The following is a 20886-nucleotide window of genomic DNA, read 5'->3' as shown; positions in this document are numbered from 1 at the left end:
CGGCACCGTGCTCACCGTGTCAACTGGCGAGGAACGGACCCAGTACCGCGGTGAGTTCGATGGGTGTGTCCAGCGCGATGAGGTGGGCGGCGGCGGGGAACTCGACCAGGGTGGCCTCGGTGATCTCGGTGGCGTACCGGCGGGCGATGTCCTGGAAGTCGGGTACGTCGAGCTTGCCGATGCCCACCAGGGTGGGGACGGGGATGGCGGCGAGGTCACCATGGACGGGGCCCCTGGAGTGCTCGCCCACGATGTCCTGGTTCACCAGTGACGTCCTTACCGAGCCGCGGAGTTGGTCGGCCAGTCCCGCGGCGACGTCGTCCCACTCACGGGCAGGCCCGCGCAGCCACATGTCCAGGTTCACTTGGACGGCGGTGTCCAGGTCGTGCGCGTCCAAGGCCGCTGTTTCCGCCTCGTCGTAGGCGACCATGTCCGCGGACCAGTCGTATCCCCGCCATGGCGGGGCGAGCAGCGCCAGGGAGTGCACTCGGTCCGGGTAGGTGAGGGTGAAGTCCAGGGCCACGCGCCCGCCCCAGGACGCGCCGACGAGCCGCACACGTTCGTGGCCGAGGTGGTCCAGGAGGCGGCGCAGGTCGTCGGCCTCGCTGAACGGTCCGCTCGGGGGCGCTGACTCGCCGAAGCCGCGCAGGTCGTAGCGGATGACCGTGTGCCGCTCCGCGAGGGCGGGCACGACCGCGTCCCACATACGGTGATCGGCGACGCCGGCGTGCACGAGCACGACGGGCGGCCCGTCGCCGGCGAGGACGTAGGAAAGGTGGCCGAGATCGTCAGGGCATATGAGCATCGGGCGATGCTCGCAGAACGACAGTGCGGGCGCCACTCGATTCGGGGCGCCCAGCTTTGGCCTCACTTACGGGACAACGCTCAGAGTGGATCGGACACCGCAAGCGGCGGGCCGACGAAGCTCACCCCGACGGCATGGCCCAACTCGGCCAGGGCAGCCTGGTCGGCCGGGTCCGGCAGCAGGTGCGTGTAGTTCTGGAAGAACTCCTCCATGCCCATGGACGGCACGACGAGTTCCATGATGACGAGCGCCCCGTCGGTCCGGCCGCCGTCCGCCATGATCGTGCCGCTGCCGCCGATCGGCAGGGAAACCGGTGTGCCGTCGCCCGGCCCGACGACGAAGGGGTGTGCGGTTGCGGCCATGGAGACTCCCTGTGCCTGTCGGGGGCATGTTTCAGCCGCGCCTTGGGGCAGTGCCTACCAGCGACTCTGCGCCTGCGCTCACGAGACCGCCAGTCGGTCGTGCCGGCCGGTCCGGAGGGAAGGTGCGCGTACGGCCCTTGACCTGGGGCTTTGGGGCCCGTCCGGCGAAGATCTTGCCGGACGGGCCCCGCGTACGGAGAAGGGCTCAGCGCTTCAGCATGAAGGTGAAGTCGCCGGAGAGCTTGCCGCTCAGCCGGACCGCCGAAACGAGTTTCCCTTCCGCGATCAGCCTCTCGACCTCAGCACGTGAAAGGCCGCAACCTTCGGCGATCAGGCGCACCGGCCGGACAGGTATCCGCGCCGCGAAGCGGACCGATACATCGGTCTTCCCCAAGCTCCCGGCCTCGCTTGAGCAGGGGAGACCTCCTCGGAGGTCCAGGTGATCCGATCCGCCGGTGTCGAGGCGCCAGGCGTCGTCCCAGTCGAGAGCGATGCGATTGCGGCGCCGCACGACCGGATCCTGGAGCAACTCGGCTGCCAGACCTGGGTCGTTGTCATGCATCCGGTCCAGCAGCTCAGGTCGTACGGAGCGCACATTCATCCGCTCCAGAACCGTGAGCTTCGTCGTCTCCCCGCAAGCGGTGCAGAGCGCGAGGAGCCAGGCGTCGATGAGCTTGTGGTTCGCATTGACGCGAAATTTACCGTTGGCCCGGAAGTGCCCGGACGCGCACGTGTGGCAACGGCGGAGAACGAGTGGCAGGCAGGTGGGTGTGACCACCCAGTTTTCGAGCACAGAAGTACACCGATCTCAGTGAGAAGTCCGCAGCAAAAAGCAGCGCGGCGCACATGCGCGACGCGCGACAAATCAGCACTCGGGAGGTCTCACACGGTGTACAACGGCACGTCCTTGCCCAGACGAATCGGATCGGCAGCACGGTAAGGCCGCACAGTGGCGCGGCTCCACCGATTTTCGCGCGCCTCACCGCCGGTGGAACCGACGGCACGGCAACTCCGTCCGTATCAGTGGTTGTTGATGTGTCTCTGCCACACCAACTCCGTTTCGCGACAGGGCAGTTCTCGCAGGCTCACAGGGGGCATGGATGAGTGGGGATTCAGTGCCGTACCAGGGGCACCTCGACCGGGACGGGGTGGTGCAGCAGGTCGGCGCGGCGGCGGCGCGGGAGGGGCTGGGGGCGCATCGCGCGGCCTATCCGTCGATCGCGCAGGCTCAGCGTCAGCACGTCAAGCGCGTCCAGATCGCGGCCGCGGTGCTGGCCGTCCTCGTGGTGATCTGCCTGGCGACCGGCTACGTACCGCTCGCCTTCGTCGTGGGGCTGCCGCTGCTGATGTGCCTGTACGCAGTCATGAAGTACAGCAGTGCCGCCAACCGGAACGAGGGGTCCCGCCTCGACCTGTTCGAGCACGGGCTCACCTCGGTCCACCAAGGTGCTGTACGAGTGGTCCGCTACGCCGACACGACCGTGCTGCAGAACAACGTCCGGCACACCCAGTACGGCCAGACCACCAGGATCAGCTACGCGTACACCGTTACCGACACCACGGGTACGCAGGTGACCCTCCGGGAGGGCTACGCGCAGCCCCACGAGTGGGGCCCCGCGATCCAGCAGGCCGTCACTCAGGCCCAACTGCCGCAGGCGGTCGCCGAGTTGAACGCGGGCCGTCGGCTGGAGTTCGGCCCGCTGTGGCTGACACCCACGGAGATCGGGTCGGGCAACAAGTCCACGCCCTGGCCGCAGGTCGAGGAGATCGCGGTGAAGGACGGATACGTACGGATCCGCGTCGCCGGGCGGTGGAGTGCCCTGTCGATGACGGCGGTGAGCCGCATCCCCAACTTCCTCGTGTTCCACGCCCTGGCTGATCACCTGCGACGAGGCTCGGCCTCCGGCGGGTGAGTGACCGCAACTCGCACCCTGGACTGGGCTGTTACCGGCCGCGGGGCCCCGGCCGAAATTCGCTTGACCTGGCCGTGGGGGCAACGCTGCACTGTGGCCGAGCATCACGCGTCGTGGTGTCGCCATCCCAAGGAGGCAGCGGCAGCAATGGAGATACGTCCCACCACCGACCAGGACCTCGACGTCTTCGTCGACACCCTCCACGCCGCGTTCGGACGCTTCCCGGAAACCCCGAAGGACGGTGCAGGGGCCTGGTGGTCGGCCCTCGAAATGGACCGCAGCCTACTCGCCATGACGGCGGACGGGCGGCCCGTCGGCACCACCGGCGCGTACTCCTTCGAGCTCACCCTGCCCGGCGAGATCCTCGTCCCGGCCGCCGGGGTGACCGGCGTCGGCGTGCTGCCCTCGCACCGACGTCAGGGCGTGCTCAGCGCGATGATGCGGCATCAGCTCGCCGAGCTGCGGGCCCGGGGGGAGTTCCTCTCCGTACTGCTGGCCTCCGAGGCCCTGATCTACCGCAGGTTCGGCTACGGACCGGCGACCTACACGCAGCGGTTGACGGTGCCGCGCCGTCAGGGCGCCCTCGCCCGTCCCCGCGCGGGTACGACGGCCGATGCCCCGACGACCGGCTCCGTCGAGGTGCTGCGGCGCGCCGAGTGCGGCGAGATCCTGGAAGCGGTCTACGACCGGTACCGCCGCGCACAGCCCGGCGCGCTGTCCCGGCCGCACCGCTGGTGGGCCCTGGGCGCGGGGCAGCCCCCGGTCTCTCAGGCGCCGCGCTACGTCGCCGTCCACCGTGACGCCGACGGTGTACCGGACGGGTATGCCAGCTACTCGCTGGGCGAGTCCGAGACTTTGACGGTCGACGAGACCATCGCCCTCGACGACGACGTCTTCACGGCCCTGGCCCGGTGCGTGCTCGGACACGACCTGGTCGCTCAGGTCGTGTTCAAACACGTCCCGCCCCAACACCCGCTGCGCTGGCAGCTCGCGGACTTCCGCGCCGGCCAGGTGAGCGGCGACACCGACTGGCTCTGGGTGCGTCTGCTCGACGTGCCGCGGGCGCTGACCTCGCGCGGCTGGTTCACCGACGGTGAGCTCGTCCTCGACGTCGACGACCCGTTCCTCGGCGAGCACGGCCGCTACCTGCTGACCGTCCGGGACGGCAAGGCGGACTGCGCCGCGACGGACCGGGAGCCCGACCTGTCCCTGGACGTGAGCGACCTGGGCTCGGTCTACCTCGGCGGCACCGCCCCGAGCACGCTCGTGCGGGCCGGACACATCCGCGCCAACCGCCCGGGCGCGGCAGCCGTCGCGGACGCCCTGTTCCGCGCCGAGCGCCCGCCACACTGCCTGCACTGGTTCTGACCGCACGCTCTCGGTGGCCACTATGGCCATTTGATGATGGAAGCAGGCTGAGAACATGTCATGAAATCTGCCCTGGGCGCGCTACTTTTTGGGATAGATCGACGGCTTGGTGACGTCACGCGTGGCGGCGGGGGAGCCCCACGGCTCAGGCGTCGGCACACCTCGTGTACGCCGACGCCCGCATACCGCCGCAGCCGGATGCGTCACCGCACCACCTCGTCACCCAGCCGCCCTACGTGCACATCTGCCCGCTTCAAGGCAGAGACTTGAAGGAGTCCCCCCTCTTGACCGCTCACCTCCAACACGACGTCGGCCGCCGTACGTTACGGGCCCTCATCGCCGCACTGTGCGGGATCGTCGCTGTCACCGCGCTCGGTACGACCCCGGCGGCGGCAGCCGATCAGCGGCACGCGATCTACGCCATCGCGCACCGGGTCGACACCCTGGACGGCGTGGACGCCGCGCTCAACCACGGCGCGAACGGCATCGAGATCGACGTCTGCGCCTGGTGGAACCCGAACGAATGGCGTGCCTATCACGACTGTTCCTCAGCCGGTGACAACCGCTACGGCCCCAGCTTCGACAGCATGATCGACCGCATCCTTTCCAACGCCAAGGCAGGGCGCCGCCTCGCGCTGGTCTGGCTGGACATCAAGGACCCCAACTACTGCGGAGAAGCGCCGAACCGCGCGTGCAGCGTCGCCGGACTGCGCGACAAGGCACAGCGGCTGACGGCCGCCGGGATCCAGGTGCTGTACGGATTTTTCGAGTACCACGGTGGCAGCACCCCCGACGTCGGCGGCCGGGGCTGGAAGAGCCTGGAAGGCAAGCTCGGCAGCCTTGAGGGCATCACGAGCACCGGCACCCGCGACCAGGTCGTCGGCGCCTTCGACCGGTCCGGTTCCGGATTCCCGACCGGGCACCGGGCGATGGACTACGGCGACTCCGACATCACCAAGGGATTCGGCAACTGCACGGAAGCCACCTGGAACACGTGCGCGGAACTGAAGAAGGGCGCCCAGGACCGTGCCGCGGGAAGGCTCGCGGCCACGCTGTCCTGGACGACCACCTACAACGACCCCTGGTACGTAGACAAACTGCTGGGCGATGCGCGCGTGGACGGCATCATCGCGGGCTACGGCGCCTTCAACGGAGTGAAGGAGTACGACAACACCTGGCAGTGCGCCAATGCCATCAAGCTCGTCCGTGACTGGGTGAACCAGCACAGCGCCACGCACCGCATGGCCACCAGCGGTGACCGCCTGTTCAGGTAGCCCCGAGGAACGCCGTCGGCCGGGACCCCGGCCGACGGTCGTCGGGCTGCTCGGAGCGGTGTGAGGATCCGCACGTCAGGGGGCCAGGGGGCGGCTATAGGGTGGCTCGGCATGGAGCCACGATTCAGCAGCGGTGACGTCATCGTCAGGAGAGAGATCCTCGACGGGCGGGAGTGGATGGTCTATCCGCTGCGCGTCGTCGCCGACGACAGTCACCTCCTCGCCGCGTATCTGGCGAAGGGCACGCCGATCGCCTTCGGCGGCGGCGAGTTCAAGTGGGGACTCCACCCCTGGGTTCATTTCGACCACACCTGGCAGTCGGACGGGGTGCTGCAACTGCAGCGGCCCGGCGATGGGTATTCCGTGTGGGCCCGGCTGAAAGACGGTGAACTCCGGGACTGGTACGTGAACTTCCAGGAGCCCATGCGCCGGACCCGGCGAGGCTTCGACACGCTCGACCAGGAACTCGACCTGGTGATCGCGGCTGACGGTTCGGCCTACGAGTGGAAGGACGTCGACCACTTCGAGGAGCGGGTACGCACGGGCGGCTTCGGGCCCGGCGAGGCGGACGCCGTACGACGTGCCGCGGCCGAGGTCGTCCGGCTGATCGAGCGGGGCGGGCGCTGGTGGGAGGAGTGGCGGGACTGGCGCCCGGCGGCCGGGTTCCTCGACGTGCCCGGCCCGGTCGCCATCTCGGGTGCCCCCACGGGCGGGGCTTCGTAGGGCGTGGGCCGGGGCGGTCATGGTCAGCACACCCTGTTCGCGACGGAGCCGCCGGCCAGAGCCGCGTTGAGGTCGCGGACCAGGATGCGGCCGACCTTGGCCTGCGCGTCCGTCGTGCTGGCGCCGATGTGCGGAGTCAGGACCACGTTGTCCAGAGCGGCGAACTCCGGGGTGCCGCTCTCCCGGCTGTGGACGTCGAGGGCGGCACCCGCGATGGTCTTCTCGCGCAGCGCCCGCAGCAGCGCGGCCTCGTCGACGACGCCGCCGCGGGACACGTCGACCAGGTAGGAGCCGGTGCCCATCAGGGCGAGTTCCGCCTCGCCGATCAGCCCGCGCGTGTGCTCCGTGAGCGGCACGGACAGGCACACCGCGTCGGCGGCGGTGAGCAGCTCGGGCAGCTCGACCCGTTCGACGCCGCGCTCGCGCAGCGCGGCGTCCCGCTCGGGCGAGGGCCGGGCCACGCAGGCGAGGACGCGCATGCCGAGGCCGTTCGCGAGTTCGGCGATGCGCGACCCGATCGAGCCCTGGCCGACCACCCCGAGGACATGGTCGCGCAGCTCCGGGCCCGCCAGGTTCGGCTTGTCCCAGATGCCGTCCCGGATCTGCCGGTCGGCCCGGGCGATGTTGCGGGTCACCGCGAGGAGCAGACCGAGGGCGAGCTCGGCGACGGCTTCCGCCGAGGCGCCGGGAACGTTGAGCACCTGGACGCCGGCTTCCCGGGCGGCCTCCAGGTCGATGTTCTCGGTGCCGGCGCCGGCCCGTGCCACCACCCTCAGACGCTGCCCCGCCCTGATGACGTCGGCCGTGACGCGTACGCCGCTGCGCACCACGAGGGCATCGGCCCCGGCGGCGAGGGCCAGGAGTTCGTCGTGGCCGGGACGGATCCGCACCTCGACCTCGTGGGCCTCGGCCAGGGCGGCCAGGGCGTCCGGATCGACCGGATCGAGTACGACGACGCGCGCTCGCTTTGTCATTGCTCGCTGTCCAATCCTCGTCAGGCTTCCAACACCGCTCGATCCTGCCCGACGGCCACCGGCGCGAAGGCACACACCATGCGTACGCTGCCGGACAACTTGGCTCCATCCCCAGCCGGGGTCCTCCTCGGCAGAGCAGGGCGAGTGCGATGTCAGTGGCGGGCCGCCGAGATGAACGAGCGGATCAACTCCGTTGATTTGACGCCGCGTTCACTCTCCACGCCACTGGAGACGTCCACTCCCCAGGCGCCGGTGACGTCGGCGGCCCGGCGGACGTTGCCCGGGTGCAACCCACCCGCAAGCAGCCAGCGCCCGGCGGGGGCGGCGAACTCGGGGGAAGCCCAGTTCCACGGTTCGCCCGAACCGGGGTCGGGTGCGTCGAGGAGCAGCAGGTCCTCGCCCAGCTCGCCGAGCCGTGCCGGGATCTCGGTGGCGGTCGTGGCCCGGATCAGCGTGCGGCCCTGCGACCGCAGCGCCTCGTAGTACTCCGGGCCCTCGTCGCCGTGCAACTGGACCGCACGGATGCCGCTCTCCTCCGTGAGGCAGCGGACCTCGTCGAGCGACTGGCCGCGGAAGACCCCCACCGTGAGAACGTGCGCCGGTACGCGTTCCGCGAGCCGCCGCGCGGTTGCGGCGTCGACCGTGCGCGCACTGGTCGCGAAGACGAACCCGACCGCGTCCGCGCCCGCCTCGACGCAGGTGTCGACGTCCTGCGCGGTCCGCAGACCGCAGATCTTGACGAAGAGATCGCTCATGCCCTGAGTCAATCAAACCGCCTGACCGCCTGACTTCCACGGGGGCGCCCGGACGAGCGGCGTGCTGTCGGCCCGATCGCCCAGGGGCCACGGAGCCGGCGCGCACACCGCACACGACCGAACACTCCGTCAGGAGTCCTTCGGCACCATCCGGTGCAGGCCCTTGCGGTCGTAGTAGGAGGCCGCGGCCAGGCCGAAGGCCAGAGCCACCACCACCCCGATGGAGATCATGATCCAGGCGCGGGTGAGGCCTGCCTCGGCACGGGCGTCGAAATAGAGGATGGCGCGCACCCCTCCGCCGAGTTGTCGCATCGGTTCGAACACCGCCAGCCAGCGGTAGAAGCCGGGCAACGCCTCCAGCGGAATCGTCGTACCGGAGGAGGGCAGGGCGAGCACGATGAAGACGAACATGCTGACGAGCTGCCCGATGCCGCCGAACGCCGCATTGACGGACTGCACTCCGAGACCCACGGTGGCGCTGGCGCAGAACGAGAACACCCACAGCAGCCACAGGTGTGAGGCGTCCATTCCCAGGATCACCACGCAGGCCAGCATGATCAGAGCGGATGTCAGCGCGGCGATCGCGACGGACATGACCCACTTGATGATCAGGGTGCGGGTGCGGTTGATCGGTACCACCGGGCGCCGGGTGTGCCAGGGGCCGATCTCGCTGTCCGCGTAGCCCAGGCCCACATCGACGCCGTTGCTGATGATGTTGCCGCCCATGAAGCCGGCGAGCACCAGCAGCAGCGCGTAGTAGAAGGCGGTCAGGCCCAGACCGCTGTGCGACCCGATGGGGTGGCCGACCTTGACCGTGACGCTGATCGGGTCGGCGAGCAGCAGCCGTGCCGTGCCGCTCGCACCGGCGGAGGCCGCGGTGAGCGTCTTGCCGAGTTGCAGCGAGGCCTGGTGAGCGGCCGTCTGGTTGATGTTGCTGGCGAAGGAGGAGGCGAGGCTGCCCACGCCGGGGTTGGTGAGGACGAGCATGGTGGGCCGTGCCGGGGTCGCCGCGGTGCCGCTGGGGAGCGCCGCCACGGCCGCGGTGAAGCCCTCGGGAACCTCAAGGACTCCGTAGAGCTTGCCGGTGGCCAGCTGCTGTTGGGCCGCGCCCCGCTCCAGCTGTTTCCAGGACACCCGCTCACCGGGGGCCTTGGCGATCGAGCCGGTGATCTGGGCACCCAGATTGGTGTGTTGCCCGGCCATGACGGCACCGCGGTCGGCGTTGACCAGACCGACGGGCAGCCGGTGCATGTGGCCGTTGGGGTCGACGATGCCGCCCATGTACAGGAGCGAGAGCAGCAGCACGGCCAGCGAGACGATGACCGTGGGGAACTTCCAGATCTTGGGGTTGCGCAGCACCTGGCCCGGGCGTGCCTGGCCCGGCTTCGCCTTGGCCGCAGAGGGCTGGACAGGGGAAGACATGGCGCTCCAGGGGCTTCGGTGGGCAGCACCGGCAACCTAACTGCGGCCGCGCCCCCGAGCCCGGCGCCCCGCGCTCGCCCCGCCCGCCGGTTCCACCCGACGGCGGAGCGCGGGCTACCGGATCAGCCGGTCGCACTCTTCGACGGTGCTGTCGTAACTGCCCTGGAGGAAGGCGCAGATCGCGGCGAGCTGGTCGTCGGAGAAGGTGGCCGTCAGCCGGCGGCTGCGGGCGTCCATCTGCTCGTAGAACGAGGCGATCCGTTCGAGTCCCGGGGCGAAGGCTTCGACGAGTACGCGGCGGCGGTCCTGAGGGTCGGGCTTCCGCTGGACGTAACCCGCCTTCTCCAAGCGGTCGATCATGTGCGTGACCGCGCCGGTGGAGCGCCCGAGTCGGGAGCCGAGTGCGCCGGCGGTGCAGGCTCCGGCGCGGTTGAGCACGTGCAGGCACAGCAGATCGGTCTGCGCGATGCCAAGACGCTGGGCGATCAGGTCGTTGAGTCGCCCCAGGGCTCCGGCGAGGTCCGTCAGCGACGCGATGATCCGGTCGGCCGGTTCGCCGGGCTGGTCGTCCTGGTGATTGACGCGCATGCGGGCTTCCATTTACCTTCGCGATTAAGATACTTAGTGATACAGCTACTGTATCCGACGCGCTGCTCCCTCGACTTGGAGGGAGCAGCGACGGTCCTGGTCTGATGCGCCCTCTTTGGAAGGAGTCCTGCCATGGACGGCTGGTACGTGGACGACCGCTGCACCAACTGCGATGTCGCCCGGCAACTCGCGCCCGATCTGATCGCCGAGGCCGACGGAAAGTCGCGGATTCTGCGCACCCCGCGCGACGAGGCGGAGACACGGAGCCTCCACGCGGCGGTCTTCGCCTGCCCCACACGCTCGATCCGTCCGGCGTCCGGGACCATCGACCGGGCGCTCGACCCGTTTCCGATGGCCTTGGACGACGGCGTACTGATCTGCGGACACAACTCCCAGCACACCGCCGGGGCCAACTCCTATCTCCTGCTGCGACCGTCCGGCACGGCCATGATGATCGACACGCCGCGCTGGAGCCGTGGCCTCGCCGAGCGTTACGCGGCATCGAGCCCGGTCACCGATGTGCTGCTCACACACCGGGACCACGCCGCACACGGCCGCCGTTACGCGGACCACTTCGGCGCCCGCCTGTGGATCCACGAGGGAGACCTCGACGCGGCACCGGACGCCGACCAGGTGATCCGGGGCCTCGAACCCGTCGAGATCGGCGAGGGGGTCATCGCCCATCCCCTGCCCGGCCACACCCGGGGGAGCGTGCTCTACCTCGCGGACGACCGGTACTGCTTCAGCGGTGACAGCTTCTACTGGTCGCGCGCCACCGGCGATCTGGAAGTCGCGGACAGCGTGACCTGGTACTCCATCGAGGAGTTGGCCAACTCTCTGATCAGGACGGCCGGACGGCTGCGATTCGAGTGGGTCCTGGCCGGTCATGGTGACCGCCACCGTCTGTCCGTCGACGAGATGTCCCACCGGCTGCGGGCGCTGGCAGAACGCACGAGACTGCTCCGGCCCCGGCCGGTCGACTTCACGGCCGTCCGCTGGTGAGGCAAGGACGCAACGTGACGATTCTCTGACCCCTCCCTGGCGATGAGTTTCGCCAGCGTGCCGGGGCCATCTGTTGGCAGTTGGCACTGGCGGCGCCGTATCCGTCGAGGGCAACACCTATCGGGCGTTCGCACGGATGCTGGCCTGCAGGTGACGCTCTTCCCCGTCATCACCGGTCGGACCGGGCTCGGCCCGATCTTCCAAGGTGCGGCCGACTTCGGCCTGGAGCTGGTCGAGCACCGGACGCTGGACGGGCACATCCAAGAGCTCGTCCACCGGCCCACCCTCGACTGACCCATAGGGAGTCCGAAGAGGATCCCCATGCCTGCGGGCATGTGCAGGCCTCCGGGGTGGAGACGTGGCGTGCGGCGATCTCCACCCCCGGTTCCACCCATGGGTCCAGGTGCGTGAGGCCGGGCGGCAGCAGTCTTGAGGGCATGACAACGACCGACTGGATCACCGACATCGCGCTCGTCCTCGTCGTCTTCCGGCAGCTGCGGGAAGGCCGCCTCGACCTCAAGACCTTCCTGATCCCGCTGGGGATCGTGGCCTTCGTCGCCCACACCTACCTCGACTCCATCCCCACCGCCGGCAACGACCTGCTGCTCATCGGAGCGCTGATGGCCGTGGGCGCGGCACTCGGCATCGCAGGCGGCGTCTACACCCGGATCCGCATCGCGGGGGAGCACCTGCTGATCAAGGCCGGCGCGGTCTCCGCGATCCTGTGGGTGCTCGGCATGGGCGCCCGCATGGGCTTCCAGGTGTGGGTCGAGCACGGCGGAGCCGACAACGTCGCCCGGTTCAGCATCGCCCACCACATCACCACGGATCAGGCATGGGTCGCCGCCTTCGTCCTGATGGCGCTCACCGAGGTGGTCACGCGGCTCGCCACGATCTTCCTCCGGGGCCGCATGGTCGCCCGCCGGCAGCCGCTCGCGGCGGTGGCCCGTACCACCCGCACGCTCGACCGCACGGCCTGACCGTGGGCTATGGTCGCGCCGTGCCCGAAGCCCAGAACGCCCCGGCCCCCGGGCCGGCCTCGCACCACGAGGCCGGCCCGCGGGCCGTGCCCGGCCAGGACCCGCGCATGCAGTGGGCCCTGACCCTGTTCGTCATCGGTTCCGCGATCTGGACGGTCCGGCCGCTCGGCCTCAGCGGCCGGGGCCTGGCATGCGGGGCCCTGCTCCTGGTGAACTGTGTCGCCCTGGCGGCCCGGCACCTGCCCGAGGACAGGGTTCCCCCACGCGTCGCCCTGGTGTGGCTGACCGCCGGCGTCGTCGCCGCGGCGGCACTGCTCGGCGTCAGCAGCAGCGGATCGGGCTACCTCTTCGCGTACTTCCTCGTCGGGCACATCGGGTTCCGGCTTGAGACCGGACGGGCCCTCACTCTCGCGGCGCTGTGCAGTGTGCTGTGCACCGGCGTGCTGTACTTCCGTCTCGGCTCCGGCCACGATCTGCTGCCCTGGACGCTCGGCCTGACCACTGGCGGACCGGTCCTGATCGGCATCCTCAACCGCAGCAGCCGGCAGGCCGTACTGGCGGCGATCTCGGCGGCCGAGTCCGCGGAGCGGGCCGCCCGTGCCGAGGCCCAGACCGCCGTACTGACCGAACGCGGCAGGATCGCCCGCGACGTGCACGACGTCCTGGCCCACTCGCTGGCAGGCATCAACATGCAGTTGGAGCTGGCGGACGCGCTGATGGACACCGGCGATCTCGACAAGGTCCGCGAGGCGAACCAGAAGGCGCACAGCATGGTCAAGGAGAGCCTGAAACAGGCCCAGTGGACCGTGCACGCGCTGCGTGAGGACTCCCTGCCGCTGGTGGAGAGCCTGGCCGCGATGCTGGAGTCGTCCGGCCACCGCGACGGCCTGACCATTACGGGGACCGCCCGCGAAGTGCCGTCCCGGGTGACCCAGAACCTGCTGCGGATCGCTCAGGAAGCGCTGACCAACGCGGCCCGGCACGCGCCCGGCGGTGAGGTCCGCGTGGAGCTGACGTACGCCGCGGAGTCCATGACACTGACGGTGAGCAACAGTCCGGCAACCCGTAAGGTGAGCCCGGGCGTTGGCAGCGGGATGGGGCTCATCGGCATGCGTGAACGGGTCGCCCTCCTTGGCGGAACGATTACGGCGGGCCCGGTGGTGGCCGGCCCGGACGAAGGCGGCTGGCAAGTGGAGGCAGTGATCCCGGGATGAGTGAACCGACACAGAACGCACAGCGGTTGAAGGTGATCGTGGCCGACGACCAGGCCGCCGTACGGGAGCCGCTGGCCGCGGTCCTGGGCCTGGCGAAGGACATCGACGTCGTCGCGGCCGCCGCCGACGGGGCCGAGGTGCTCGCCGCGGCCGCCGCGGGGCCGGTGGACGTCGTCCTGATGGACCTGCGCATGCCCGTGATGGACGGCATCGAGGCAACGCGGCGGCTGACCGAGGAGCACCCGGAGGTGGCCGTGGTCGTACTGACCACGTTCGCCGACGACGACTCGATCCTGGCCGCGCTGAGCGCCGGGGCACGCGGATACCTGACCAAGAACGCGGGGCGCGAGGACATCGCCCGCGCCATCCGAGCGGCCGCGGCGGGACAGTCGGTCCTCGACCGCGAGGTCCAGGACCGGCTCCTGGCCACGGCCCGCACCAAGGCCCCGACGCCCGAACAGCCGCTGCCCGGCGACATCACACCGCGCGAACGCGAGGTGCTGACCCTGATCGGCCAGGGACTGCCGAACCGGGCGATCGCCGAGAAGCTCTTCATCAGCGAGGCCACGGTCAAGACCCACATCAACAACCTGTTCGCCAAGGCCGATATCAGAGACCGCGCCGACGCCGTACGCCGCGCCATCACAGCGGGCCTGGCCTGACCCGGCGACGCCACTCGCGCCGCCATAGCCGTCCGTGTGCCCGTCGACAAGGGGTGGGGCGGAATGCGGGAAGACGGCATGATGAGACGTCAGCAACCGGACTGAGAAAGGGAGTTGACATGTGTCACGCGGACAGACGCGCCCGTCGCACACCTCGTCCCTGCGGCGGGCGTCGTGAGTTACGGAGGATGCCTCGACGTCGCCTCGGCGCAGGCGGTCGGTCGACGGCGACGACAGCGCTGATCGCGGAGGTCGGCCCGGGCGGGAGGCCGTGGTGAGCGGAGCGGATCCGAATCGGCTGAACCGCCGTGGGCTGCTCGCGGCAGGTGCGATGGCCGCGGCGGCGAGCGTGGTCGGCCCGCCGGCTTCCGCGGCTGCCGCGGATACCGGCGCGGCGACGGGGGAGCGGACAGGCTTCGGGCCGGTGACGGTCCGTCCGGGGGACACCCGTTACGAAAGCCTGCTGCGCGGCAACAACTTCCGCTTCGTGGGGCGGCCGGACGAGATCCGCGTCGTCGGGTCGACCGAGCAGGTGGTGCGCGCGGTCGCCGATGCCGTACGGTCCGGGCGCCGGGTGGCCGTGCGCAGCGGCGGACACTGCTTCGAGAACTTCACCGCCGACCCGGCCGTGCGGCTGCTCCTGGACATGTCGCCCATGGACGCCGTCGGCTACGACGCTGCGCGCGGCGCGTTCGCGGTGCAGCCGGGCGCCACGCTCGGGCACGTCTACCGGACGCTGTTCAAGGGCTGGGGAGTGACCGTCCCCGCCGGCGGCTGCCCGGAGGTGGGCGCGGGCGGACACTTCGCCGGCGGCGGGTACGGGCCGCTGTCCCGCCGGTACGGATCGGTGGTGGACCACCTCTACGGCGTCGAGGTGGTGGTGGTCGACCAGGACGGCACCGCCCGAGCGGTGGTGGCGACGCGCGAGCCGGACGATCCGCACCGCGACCTGTTCTGGGCGCACACGGGCGGAGGCGGCGGGAACTTCGGGGTGGTCACCCGGTACTGGCTGCGATCCCCCGGCCCGCGCGGGGGCGACCCGTCGCGGCTCCTGCCCGCCGCTCCGCGCGAGCAGTTGGCGTACCTGGTCACCTGGCCCTGGGACAAGAAGATGACCCGGCAGGCGTTCACCAGGCTGCTGCACAACTTCGGTACCTGGCACGAACGCAACAGCGCGCCCGGCTCGCCGTACGCCGGCCTCTACGCGATCCTCATCCCGATGCACAGCAGCGCGGGCGGCTTCCTGATGACCGTGCAGATCGACGCGGACATTCCGGGTGCCCAGAACCTGGTGCGCGAGTTCGCGAACGCGGTCACCGCGGGCACCGGGCTCGCAGGGCAGGAGACCTGGCTTTCGATGCCTTGGCTGCACCCGACCACCTGGCCGGGCACCGGCGAGCCCGGCAACGTCGGCACCCGCCGCTACAAGATCAAGGCAGGCTATCTGCGCCGCTCGCTCACCGAAGCGCAACTCGACGCCATCCACCGGAACTTGACCAACAGCTCGGGCACGGCGGGCGGCGGCATGCTCCTGGTCGGGTACGGGGGCCAGGTCGGCGCCGTCGCGGCCGACGCCACGGCCGTCGCCCAACGAGATGTGATCATGAAGGCCGTCTACCAGACGATCTGGTCCGACGAGCGCGACGACGCCACCAACCTCGCCTGGGTCCGCGCCTTCTACCGTGACGTGTACGCCGACACCGGCGGCGTCCCCGTGCCCGGCGCGGTCAGCGACGGCGCCTACATCAACTACCCGGACACCGACCTGGCCGACCCCGAGTGGAACACCTCCGGCGTGCCGTGGCACACCCTCTACTACAAGGACAACTATCCGCGCCTCCAACAGGTCAAGGCCTGTTGGGACCCGCGCGACGTTTTCCACCACGCACTGTCGATCCGGCCGTCCACCTGACCGGGGCGGGCCGGGTCCGGTCGTGCGCGGCTCTGATGCACGGCCGTATTCGTGCCGACGGGGATGGCTGTCCTGTCGCGGGAGTGGTGCCGGCCGCGGTCCGGCACCACTCCCGCCAGGCATCAGGCATCAGGCATCAGACGCCGGGCCTCAGACCCAGATGCGTACGGCTTCCATACGCCGTGACTGACCCGTCGTCCCCACATAGACCGGGTTTCCGGTGACCGAGCTCAGCCAGCCGTACCCCTCCACATGCGCCTGCGCGCCCACGCTGCCCGTCCCGACCTGGACGCCCAGCGCCTCCATCCGCCGCGACTGGCCGGTGGTGCCGACGGTCACGACAGTGCCGTCCCCGCCGCACCTCCAGCCCTGCCAGCCGATGTCGGCCAGGTGGGCGTCGGCGCAGACGCCGCCGACGCCGCTGGTCGAGATCGCCAGCGCCTCCATGCGGCGGCTCTGGCCGGTCGTGCCCGCCACGCTGCCGTCGCAGACCGCCGACTGCCAGCCGATGTCCTGGACATGGGCGGCGTAACAGATCACCCGGGCGTTCGGGGAGAGCGAGGCGCGCGCTCTGCTGGTCGCCGCCTTCAGCTCCGCGACCACCGAGGCGGGCGCCTCGACGGTCGAACCGCCGGTGCCCGCAGCGCTGATGGCCGGGGCGGCGGCCGGAGCCGGGACCGACGGCTGAGCCTGGGCCTCGGCCACCCCGGTGGCTCCCAGGGCGCCCGCCAGCGCCAGCCCCACGACGACACCGGCGGTCTTCCTCATGGTCTTCTTCATGATTTTCCCCTCCTTGTACCGACTGGTCGCGCATATCTGTATCCGCGTTCCGAGGAGGGGAACAACCGTTTGCCGCGGTTACGGCTGAGAGCAGTCCCGGCATGGCGCGCTCCGCGAGCTTGTGCCGGCACCGCTCGGTGTGCGTCGGCCCCTGGCGAGCCAACTGGGTTGGCAATACAGGGAGTTGGGGGACGCCGTGGCCGGTTGCGTGTGTGCCGCTGTGGCGTTACGACACTGAGGTCGGCGACTCCGGAGCCAGTGAGTTGCCCGGCGGTATGTGCCCGCAGTCGGACGGGGCCGGCCTGCCCGCGAACCGGTCGCCGAGCCAGCCGATCGCCCCCGGGGCCCAGGCCGCGGCCACCGGGACGTGGCTGAGCAGGTCGTACTGGTGGAAGGCGATGGAGCCGTTGCCGGAGGAGCAGTACTGCCGGGCGAGGGCGCGGACGTCCCCGGCGACCATGACCCCGTCGCCTCTCCCGATGCCAGGCGGGTTGCCGAAGGTCCCCTCGACGACGCCTCCGGAGCCCTGGGCGATGAACCCGGGAACGGTCGGGGTGGCGGCCGAACCCAGGTTGATCTTGTTGACCGCCTCGACGAACGCGGTCACCGAGTTCGGATCGGCGTACTGCGGCTTCGCCAGCTTCTTCCACGTCAACCCGGGGTAGTGGCCCAGTGCGTCGAGGAGCGAGCCGTGCTCCAGGTCCTGGTACACCCGCTGACCGTAGCTGTTGAGGTACTGCTTCAGGTCGATGCCGTACGACCGGGCGACCCCGATGATCGCCATGGGGATGACGCCGGACCACACGACCGAGCCGTCCACGTACTTGAGGTTGTGCGCCGGATCCACGAGCAGGCCGCCCTCGGCGAAGCCCACCAGCCGCTTGTTGACGTCGGGCGCGTACGCCGGTGCGAGCGCGGCCGCCCAGCCGGTCGCGATGGCGCCGCCGGAGTAGCCCATCAGGCCGACCCGGGTGTCGGCGTTCATGCCGGTCCCGGCCTCGGGGTCGGTCGCGGCCCGGATCGAGTCCAGCGTGTTGGCCGCGTACTCCGGTCCGGCCGCGAAGTCGGCCCGCTGCCCCTCGGTGTCGGGGATGACGACGTTGTAGCCCTGCGCCACCAGGGGCGCCAGGAAGAGGTTCTCACTGTTCGCGAGGATGCCGCCCAGCGTGACATCACCGGCGATGGCGCGGGAGGGCCCGTCCTTGGGGTTGAGGGAGTCGTAGAACGACTGGTAGGACACCGCCTTGCCGCTGTCACCCTTGATGCTGCGCACCACGGTGGTCACGTTGGCGGCCGGGCGCCCCTGAGCGTCACGGGTGCGGTAGAGCAGCTGGACTGCCTTGACCGGAGTGGGTAAACCCGCGATGTGGTACTGCAACGTCCGCTTCTTCAGCACGGTGCCCGGCGCGTACGAGGACAACGGCGTGCTGCTGTCGTAGGTGTAGAACGGGTCGCTGGAACCGGCCGTCGACGGCGTGGCGGCGGCTGTGGCCACCGGCGCGAAGGTGGCGGCCAGCACCGTGGCAACCGCGGTCGCCAGCACCCGCTTGGTGTGTCTGAACATGGCTTCCCCGTGGGTCGTGGAGTGAGTGACAGGAGTGACCCCAGGAAAGTTACCTATAGGTAACTGCACTGCATAGAGCCGCGACTGTGACTTTTTCGGATGCGGGCTCGCCAACTGCGTGGCACGTACGCCGCCCTGCCTGCGTCGCGGTGCTCGGCGGCAGCGTGCTTCCTGCCGGCCGCCGGGACGAGGGTGGCGCCGGGGCCGGGTCAGGAGGGCTGCGCTGTTGGGGTCAGAGCATGATGAGCAGGCGCGTCTTCGGCTTGAGTTTCCTGTTCACCGACCGGCTCTGCACGTACACCTCCAACGCGGGATTGTTCCCCGCCTTCACGGAGACGGTCCCCTGGATACCCGTGCCGAACAGAAGGCTGCGTGCCGCATCGCCCGTATAGGCGCGGTCGGTGTCCTTCTCGACGACGATGACTTCCTTGTTCTGCTGAACCTGAGCCCGGGCACCCAACTGGTAGTAACACGCGCCACGTTCGTACGTCACACCCGGATGTGAATCGACGAAGGGGCGAATCTCGACCTCCTTGTCGACCTTCAGGAGCCGGTACTTGTCGGCCGGAATCGGTTCGAGGCTCGCCCGCACCTCGTCCACCGATATGTCCTGACCGACGGCGAACAGGTTCTTCGTGCCGCGCACCCCCTGCTCGCGGCCCCGGAGGAAGCTGGTGGCGGCAGCGCGCACGGTGCCGATCGCCTCCTCCACGCCCTTCTGGGAATCCGCGTCCCAGATCGCGATGTTGCCGGCCGGGAAACCGTAGTTCTGCGCGGTCCGCTTGGCCAGGGAGTTCGGAACGAGGATCGCGGACGTCCAGTGCCCCGGAAGCCCGCCCATCGTCGCCGTGATCCTGTCGAGCCACGGGCCGAGGATGGCCGGGTCGCCGTCGTGCCGCTTGTCTCCGCCGGAGGCGTTCTCCTCGCCGTCCGTCACCACGATCTGCAGGAAGCTGTGCTCGCCGTACTGCTCCCAGATGTGACCCAGGTCGTCCAGAGACTTCAGCGAAGCCTCGATCAGGGCGGTAGCGCCATTGTTGACCCGGTACAGACCCCGCATGGACGGCAAGTGCTTCACGTCCATGTCCCAGACCAGGTTCTCCACCTGGTGGTCGAAGGAGTAGAGGCTGATCCGCGTCTCATGGCCGAGGCTGTCCGATTCCGCCTTCAGCCCCGCCACGAACTCGTCCACAACGCGGATGAGCTGACTCTGGTGCGGACGCATGGAACCCGAACAGTCCACTACCAACGCGACGTGATTCACCTTGTGCTGGATCTTGTTTACGGACATGCTTTTGCTCCCCCTCAAAGGCTCCCCGAGTGATGTTTTCACTGTAGGTGGAGGCACTGACAACGCCGTCTGATGCCCGATCACCTGCCTTCCCTGGTGCCGTGCCAGGCGTCGGGGGCCGGGCTGTCGCCGCGCGGGGGATCCGGGCGGGACGGTGACGGGAAGCGCTGGCGGCACTCTCCTGGCATGTCATGTGCTGGGAGGAGGGCGCGATGAACGGGAACGCGCAGCGGGTGCTGCTCGTGCGGCCGGAACCGCGGGTACTGGAGTCGGTCGCGGCTGTGGGGCTCGACGCGTGGCTGGTGCGGGCCGACCACGACCCTCCGGCTCAAGGGGCTTTCTCCGAGCGGCAGTTGGCGGGAAACGTCGACGACGTGGGCGCCCTCCGGGCCCTGCTGGTCCGGGCGGCGCGCGCCTTCGACATCACGCACGTGCTGTACTTCGGCGACCTGCCCGGCCCCCGGCTGGCGGTCGGGCAGGCGCTCCTTGAACTGCACCCCGGGCAGGGCAGGGTCCTTGAGGGGCTCCGCGATCCGGCCCTCCTGCGACGGATGCTCAACCAGAGCGGGGTGTCCGCCGTGCGCGCCGTGCCCGTCACATCGGCGGCGATGGCACTGGCCTGGGCGGACGGGTTCCCGTACCCCTTCGTGATCAAGAACGGGTCGGGACGGCACCGCGGCGAGATCATCCGAGGCCGGGCCCAACTGGAGGCCTGGGCCCGGCGGTCGCCCCGCATGCCCTGCGTCGTGGAGGAGTGTCTCGCCGGGCCCGAGGTGGTCGTAGAGACGTTCAGCCATGCGGGGATGCACGAGGTGATCCGGCTGACCGCGCTGGACGGCGCGGTGGTCGGGCCTCGTACGGGACCAGGGCTCGGCGGGCGCTCGACGGACGCCGACGTGGTGGGGGCGCGGGCCGTCGTCCGTGCGCTGCTCGACCTCGTGGGGCTGGAGTTCGGCTTCGTACGGACGCGTGTGGTGCTGACGCGCGAAGGGCCGCGCGTCGCGGACGTGGAGGCGACCGGGGGCTCGGTCCCGCGGGCTCCGGTCGGCAACGGGGCCGGGCGGGACGTCGTGGTGGACGTGCTGGGCGCGCTCGCGGGCCGGCCGCCGTCCGGGCCGTGGCTGCTGTCGGGCTGAATTGTGGATGGCGGGGGACCGCTCGCCATCGGTCCGGGCCGTCATCGGAGCGGCCCGGGAACACCGAGGTATCCGCCGGGAACGGGGCAGGACCGGTTCGGGAAGGCGACGCACGAACATCGGTGATGTCAGAGCGACCACGCACCACCACTCACTCGAAG

Annotated in this window: 20 protein-coding genes and 1 pseudogene; 11 read left to right on the top strand and 10 right to left on the bottom strand. The window is 70.0% G+C overall.

The genetic code is table 11. The annotated features are described in order from the left end of the window. Window positions 1-19: 19 nt before the first annotated feature. The 3 genes from ADK54_RS38180 to ADK54_RS38170 form a co-directional block, all read right to left on the bottom strand. Window positions 20-805: an alpha/beta fold hydrolase gene (locus ADK54_RS38180; RefSeq protein WP_053730561.1), complete on the bottom strand. Its 786-nt coding sequence runs from the start codon at window positions 803-805 to the stop codon at window positions 20-22. 80 nt (window positions 806-885) lie between these two features. Next, window positions 886-1167 (bottom strand): hypothetical protein, encoded by a 282-nt coding sequence (locus ADK54_RS38175; protein WP_053730424.1) that lies wholly within the window; start codon window positions 1165-1167, stop codon window positions 886-888. A gap of 205 nt (window positions 1168-1372) precedes the next feature. Next, window positions 1373-1960 carry a DUF1062 domain-containing protein gene (locus ADK54_RS38170; RefSeq protein ID WP_053730423.1) on the bottom strand — a complete coding sequence of 196 codons (588 nt, stop codon included), beginning with the start codon at window positions 1958-1960 and terminating at the stop codon, window positions 1373-1375. 307 nt (window positions 1961-2267) lie between these two features. Between ADK54_RS38170 and ADK54_RS38165 the strand changes: the two genes are divergently transcribed. The 4 genes from ADK54_RS38165 (at window position 2268) to ADK54_RS38150 (ending at window position 6445) form a co-directional block, all read left to right on the top strand. Further along, window positions 2268-3080 carry a DUF6585 family protein gene (locus ADK54_RS38165; protein WP_063802149.1) on the top strand — a complete coding sequence of 271 codons (813 nt, stop codon included), beginning with the start codon at window positions 2268-2270 and terminating at the stop codon, window positions 3078-3080. A 147-nt stretch (window positions 3081-3227) separates the two neighbouring features. Beyond that, on the top strand, window positions 3228-4448 hold the full coding sequence (locus ADK54_RS38160) for a GNAT family N-acetyltransferase (protein WP_053730421.1): 1221 nt from the start codon (window positions 3228-3230) through the stop codon (window positions 4446-4448). 284 nt (window positions 4449-4732) lie between these two features. Next, window positions 4733-5722, top strand: coding sequence for a phospholipase (locus ADK54_RS38155; RefSeq protein ID WP_053730420.1), 990 nt, complete (start codon window positions 4733-4735; stop codon window positions 5720-5722). Between the two features lie 111 nt (window positions 5723-5833). Beyond that, window positions 5834-6445 carry a DUF402 domain-containing protein gene (locus ADK54_RS38150; protein ID WP_053730419.1) on the top strand — a complete coding sequence of 204 codons (612 nt, stop codon included), beginning with the start codon at window positions 5834-5836 and terminating at the stop codon, window positions 6443-6445. Between the two features lie 23 nt (window positions 6446-6468). Here the strand turns inward: ADK54_RS38150 and ADK54_RS38145 are convergent, their stop codons facing one another. The 4 genes from ADK54_RS38145 to ADK54_RS38130 all read right to left on the bottom strand — a co-directional run bounded on the left by ADK54_RS38145 (window position 6469) and on the right by ADK54_RS38130 (window position 10184). After that, window positions 6469-7419, bottom strand: coding sequence for an NAD(P)-dependent oxidoreductase (locus ADK54_RS38145; protein ID WP_053730418.1), 951 nt, complete (start codon window positions 7417-7419; stop codon window positions 6469-6471). A gap of 152 nt (window positions 7420-7571) precedes the next feature. Further along, window positions 7572-8174, bottom strand: a complete 603-nt coding sequence (locus tag ADK54_RS38140) for a phosphoribosylanthranilate isomerase (RefSeq protein ID WP_053730417.1) — start codon at window positions 8172-8174, stop codon at window positions 7572-7574. Window positions 8175-8303: 129 nt separating this feature from the next. Beyond that, window positions 8304-9596, bottom strand: coding sequence for a YhgE/Pip domain-containing protein (locus ADK54_RS38135; RefSeq protein ID WP_053730416.1), 1293 nt, complete (start codon window positions 9594-9596; stop codon window positions 8304-8306). A gap of 114 nt (window positions 9597-9710) precedes the next feature. Continuing rightward, on the bottom strand, window positions 9711-10184 hold the full coding sequence (locus ADK54_RS38130) for a MarR family winged helix-turn-helix transcriptional regulator (RefSeq protein ID WP_053730415.1): 474 nt from the start codon (window positions 10182-10184) through the stop codon (window positions 9711-9713). Between the two features lie 132 nt (window positions 10185-10316). On the opposite strand from ADK54_RS38130, the gene ADK54_RS38125 reads away from it, so the two are divergent. From ADK54_RS38125 to ADK54_RS38105, 6 genes and pseudogenes are all read left to right on the top strand, one after another. Further along, window positions 10317-11186, top strand: a complete 870-nt coding sequence (locus tag ADK54_RS38125) for a 4Fe-4S domain-containing protein (RefSeq protein WP_053730414.1) — start codon at window positions 10317-10319, stop codon at window positions 11184-11186. 144 nt (window positions 11187-11330) lie between these two features. Then, window positions 11331-11480: pseudogene (locus ADK54_RS44285) on the top strand (deaminase); the annotation flags it as partial. A gap of 143 nt (window positions 11481-11623) precedes the next feature. Continuing rightward, window positions 11624-12166: a hypothetical protein gene (locus ADK54_RS38120; RefSeq protein WP_053730413.1), complete on the top strand. Its 543-nt coding sequence runs from the start codon at window positions 11624-11626 to the stop codon at window positions 12164-12166. Between the two features lie 107 nt (window positions 12167-12273). Then, window positions 12274-13380 (top strand): sensor histidine kinase, encoded by a 1107-nt coding sequence (locus ADK54_RS38115; protein WP_053730560.1) that lies wholly within the window; start codon window positions 12274-12276, stop codon window positions 13378-13380. Beyond that, a complete protein-coding gene (locus ADK54_RS38110) occupies window positions 13377-14042 on the top strand; it encodes a response regulator transcription factor (protein WP_053730412.1) in 666 nt (221 codons plus the stop codon). The genes ADK54_RS38115 and ADK54_RS38110 overlap by 4 nt, the downstream gene beginning before the upstream one ends. Window positions 14043-14373: 331 nt before the next feature. Next, the gene (locus tag ADK54_RS38105) at window positions 14374-15954 is read left to right on the top strand and encodes an FAD-dependent oxidoreductase (RefSeq protein ID WP_053730411.1); all 1581 of its coding nucleotides are present in this window, start codon (window positions 14374-14376) and stop codon (window positions 15952-15954) included. 150 nt (window positions 15955-16104) lie between these two features. Here the strand turns inward: ADK54_RS38105 and ADK54_RS38100 are convergent, their stop codons facing one another. The 3 genes from ADK54_RS38100 to ADK54_RS38090 all read right to left on the bottom strand — a co-directional run bounded on the left by ADK54_RS38100 (window position 16105) and on the right by ADK54_RS38090 (window position 19589). Beyond that, a complete protein-coding gene (locus ADK54_RS38100; RefSeq protein ID WP_053730410.1) occupies window positions 16105-16734 on the bottom strand; it encodes a hypothetical protein in 630 nt (209 codons plus the stop codon). 226 nt (window positions 16735-16960) lie between these two features. Next, window positions 16961-18298 carry a lipase family protein gene (locus ADK54_RS38095; protein WP_053730409.1) on the bottom strand — a complete coding sequence of 446 codons (1338 nt, stop codon included), beginning with the start codon at window positions 18296-18298 and terminating at the stop codon, window positions 16961-16963. A 232-nt stretch (window positions 18299-18530) separates the two neighbouring features. Continuing rightward, window positions 18531-19589: a vWA domain-containing protein gene (locus tag ADK54_RS38090; RefSeq protein WP_053730408.1), complete on the bottom strand. Its 1059-nt coding sequence runs from the start codon at window positions 19587-19589 to the stop codon at window positions 18531-18533. 212 nt (window positions 19590-19801) lie between these two features. Here ADK54_RS38090 and ADK54_RS38085 point away from each other — a divergent pair, with 212 nt between their 5' ends. Next, window positions 19802-20725: a hypothetical protein gene (locus ADK54_RS38085; RefSeq protein WP_053730407.1), complete on the top strand. Its 924-nt coding sequence runs from the start codon at window positions 19802-19804 to the stop codon at window positions 20723-20725. Window positions 20726-20886 lie beyond the last annotated feature (161 nt).

This window comes from Streptomyces sp. WM6378 (assembly GCF_001279695.1).
Lineage (GTDB): Bacteria > Actinomycetota > Actinomycetes > Streptomycetales > Streptomycetaceae > Streptomyces.
This window is presented reverse-complemented; position numbering and strand designations above follow the sequence as displayed.